Here is a 3,797-nt window from a genome sequence, read left to right as displayed (position 1 = left end):
TTCATCGAGCGTTTCGCTGCCCTGACCCGTCAATACGTGCTCGGCAATCCACTGGACGAAGCCACCACGCTCGGCCCCATGGTCACCCCGGCTGCCGCTGATTTCGTACGTGGTCAGATCGCCGCAGCGCTGGCCCAAGGTGCAACGGCACTGATTGAACCCCAGGCATTTCCCGCTGATGTAGCGGGCAGCGCCTACCTCGCGCCGCAAGTGCTGGTCGACGTCACTCATCAAATGTCAGTCATGCGCGAGGAAAGCTTTGGCCCCGTGGTCGGCATCATGCCGGTGGAAGACGACGACGTAGCCCTCGCCTTGATGAATGACAGCGAGTTCGGGCTCAGCGCCTCCATCTGGACCCAGGACCTGGCCGCCGCCGAACGCCTGGGCAATGACATCGACACCGGTACTGTATTCATGAACCGCTGCGACTACCTCGACCCGGCCCTGGCCTGGACCGGGGTAAAAAACAGCGGGCGCGGCGTCACCCTGTCGCGCCTCGGTTATGAACACCTGACCCGCGCCAAATCCTTCCATTTGCGCCACGAGATCTGAGCCATGAGCCTGACCGCGAACTGGAATTACCCTACAAGCATCCGCTTTGGTGTCGGCCGCATCGCCGAACTCGCCGACACCTGCCGCAGCCAGGGCATCGAGCGTCCGCTGCTGGTCACTGACAGTGGCCTGGCGCGTGCGCCGATGACCATCGCCACCCTGGAAGCCCTACGCGCTGCCGGCCTGGGCGTCGAATTGTTTTGCGACCTCAAGCCCAACCCGGTCGAAGCCAACCTTGCCGGCGGCCTCGACGCCTGGCGTGCGGGCAACCACGATGGCGTGATTGCTTTCGGTGGCGGCAGCGGCCTGGACATGGGCAAGCTCATCGCCTTCATGAGCGGTCAGACGCGTCCGGTCTGGGATTTCGAAGACATCGGCGACTACTGGACCCGTGCCGATGAAAGCCGGATCGCCCCGGTCATTGCCGTGCCGACCACAGCGGGCACGGGGTCGGAAGTGGGCCGTGCAGCGGTGATCATCGACGAGGCCACCCACACCAAACGCATCATCTTCCACCCGAAAATGATGCCGCGTGTGGTGATCAGCGACCCGGCCCTGAGCGTCGGCATGCCGGCCAAAGTCACCGCTGGCACCGGCATGGACGCCTTGGCCCATTGCCTGGAAGCCTACTGCGCCCCCGGTTTCCACCCACTGGCCGACGGCATCGCCGTGGAAGGCATACGCCTGGTGGCCAACGCACTGGTGCGCGCCGTGCACACGCCGTCCGACCTTGATGCGCGCGCGCACATGCTCGCGGCGGCGGCGATGGGCGCCACCGCATTCCAAAAAGGACTCGGCGGGATGCATGCCCTTTCGCATCCGGTGGGCGCGCTGTACGACACCCATCACGGCATGACCAACGCGACTTTCATGCCCTACGTCCTGAAATTCAATCGCCCGGCCATCGAGGAACGCATCACGCGCCTGGCTGCGTATTTGCGCCTGCCCTCCCCCGGCTTCGACAGTTTCCTCGCCTTCATCCTCAAACTGCGCAAAGACATCGGCGTGCCGCACACGCTGGTGCAACTGGGGGTGGATGACCAACAGGCCGACCTGATCGCGGACATGGCCGTTGTCGACCCCTCTGCCGGCGGTAATCCGCTGCCACTGACAAAGGCCGGTGCGGCAGAGATTTTCGACGCGGCGTTTCACGGCCGCCTGTAGAGCAATTGACTGTCAGTGCTCAGCGCACGGGCAGGTTGTAGCGGTTGGAGACAGGAGCAGTACGACAAGGGGTTGAAAGCCAGCCCGTCCGGCCTTCCGGATGGATGCGTATCAAAACCTGATGGGGCACACACAACATGAATCCAGCAAGCCAGCCCGGCGCCGACGCGGCGCATGACGATGACGTCAAGGCGCTGCACAGCATGGGCTACGCCCAGCAGCTGTCGCGACGAATGGGCGTTTTCTCCAACTTTGCGATTTCCTTTTCAATCATCTGCATCCTCTCTGGGGGCATCAACTCCCTTGCCCAGGGCACCTCCGGCGCAGGCGGCGCCTCCATCGGCATCGGTTGGCCAATCGGCTGCCTGATCTCCGGGGTGTTCGCCATGGCCATGGCGCAGATTTCTTCCGCGTATCCCACCGCTGGCGGGCTGTATCACTGGGGCTCAATTCTCGGCAACCGCTTCACCGGCTGGCTGACCGCGTGGTTCAACCTGTTGGGGTTGGTCACCGTGTTGGGGGCGATCAACGTCGGCACTTATTACTTCTTCTTTGGTGCCTTTGGCCCGGCGCTGGGCATGGAAGATACGACCACGGTCCGGGTGATTTTCCTCGCGGTGCTGACGGGACTTCAGGCCTTGTGCAACCACTTGGGCATCGGCCTGACCGCCAAGCTCACCGACTTCTCCGGCTACCTGATTTTCGCCACGGCGCTGGCGCTGACCATCGTCTGCCTGATCTCGGCACCCAGTTATGAGTTCGCCCGGTTGTGGACCTTCAGCAACTACTCCGGCGAGGCGGGTGGCAGCGTCTGGCCCCAGGTGTCGAACGGCTGGATTTTCATGCTCGGCCTGCTGTTGCCGATCTACACCATCACCGGCTATGACGCCTCTGCGCACACCTCGGAAGAGACGCGCAATGCCGCCATGTCCGTGCCGCGCGGCATGGTCATGTCGGTGGTCTGGTCGTTGCTCTTCGGCTGGGTGATGCTCAGCTCGTTTGTGCTGATGCTGCCCAACATGGACGAAGCCGCGTCACATGGCTGGACCGTGTTCTTCTGGGCGATGGACACGCAGGTCAACCCAACCCTGAAGCTCGCGTTGTACGTAGCGATTTTCATCTCGCAGTTTCTCTGCGGGCTGGCGACCGTGACCTCGGTTTCACGCATGATCTTCGCTTTCTCCCGTGACGGCGGCCTGCCCTGCTCCAAAGCGCTGGCCTCGGTCTCACCAACCTTTCGCAGCCCTGTGGCAGCGATCTGGACCGGCGCCACCCTCGCCGTTCTGTTCGTCTGGGGCTCGTCGGTGATCTCGATCGGCGAAACGCCGGTCTACACCATCGTCGTGTCCTGCACGGTGATCTTCCTGTTCTTCTCCTTCGTCATCCCCATCGTGCTCGGCCTGTTCACCTTCGGGACCGCGAAGTGGCCGACCATGGGACCGTGGAACATGGGGCGCTTCTGGTACACCGTGTTTGCCCTGCTCTCTGTCCTCTCGATGGTGATCATCTTCATCATCGGCATCCAGCCACCGAATGATTGGGCGCTGTACATCACCATCGGTTTCCTGGTGCTGACGGCGATTGTCTGGTTCGGCTTTGAAGCGCGACGCTTTCAGGGGCCACCGGTGGGCGATGTGATTGCTCAGCGCCAGGCGCAAATTGCGGCGGCTGAGGCGGCGTTGGATAAACGCGTTTGATGCGGATCGCTGTACGCAACCTGTAGCAGCTTGYGGAGCCTGCTGCTACAAAAATTGCGTTGACGCAGAAATTGCGTAACTGATGAGGGAGCTTGCTCCCTCACCACAGGACAGCGATTACACGGATGGCTCAACTTTATCCAGCACCCCGTTCGCCGTGATCTCCGCCACCATGATGCTGTTGGAAATGCCCAGCAAGGCATAGCGCGACTCACCCTCCAGATGATCCACCAACTGATGGACCATCACATCGACCGACGCCAGCGTCTCGACCAAAAAAACCGCCAGGGTTTCGGCAGTGGCTTCTGGGTCCAAGGAAAACAGCGTACTGCGGGTTCGCTTCGTGGCTTTGATGTCCGCATTCGACGGGAAGTGGAAGTTGAG

4 protein-coding genes are annotated in these 3,797 nt (G+C 62.1%); 3 read left to right on the top strand and 1 reads right to left on the bottom strand.

The features are described 5' to 3' along the window. The 3 genes from AC1DSG_RS28860 to AC1DSG_RS28850 all read left to right on the top strand — a co-directional run. Window positions 1–552 (top strand): aldehyde dehydrogenase family protein (locus AC1DSG_RS28860; RefSeq protein WP_477793923.1); only part of this gene is annotated, 552 nt, incomplete at its 5' end. A 3-nt stretch (window positions 553–555) separates the two neighbouring features. Continuing rightward, window positions 556–1,716 carry an iron-containing alcohol dehydrogenase gene (locus tag AC1DSG_RS28855; RefSeq protein WP_477793922.1) on the top strand — a complete coding sequence of 387 codons (1,161 nt, stop codon included), beginning with the start codon at window positions 556–558 and terminating at the stop codon, window positions 1,714–1,716. A gap of 137 nt (window positions 1,717–1,853) precedes the next feature. Beyond that, a complete protein-coding gene (locus tag AC1DSG_RS28850; RefSeq protein WP_477793921.1) occupies window positions 1,854–3,413 on the top strand; it encodes an amino acid permease in 1,560 nt (519 codons plus the stop codon). Window positions 3,414–3,530: 117 nt separating this feature from the next. Here the strand turns inward: AC1DSG_RS28850 and AC1DSG_RS28845 are convergent. Further along, the coding region (locus AC1DSG_RS28845; protein WP_477793920.1) for a DUF6124 family protein at window positions 3,531–3,797 on the bottom strand (267 nt) is incomplete at its 5' end.

The organism is Pseudomonas sp. P5_A12 (assembly GCF_056400685.1).
The sequence above is the reverse complement of the archived record's forward strand: the minus strand, read 5'-3'. Positions and strand labels throughout refer to the sequence as shown.

Coding starts and splice junctions, on each gene's coding strand:
- AC1DSG_RS28855 (WP_477793922.1), top strand. CDS start 556: ATGAGCCTGACCGCGAACTGGAATTACCCTACAAGCATCCGCTTTGGT.
- AC1DSG_RS28850 (WP_477793921.1), top strand. CDS start 1,854: ATGAATCCAGCAAGCCAGCCCGGCGCCGACGCGGCGCATGACGATGAC.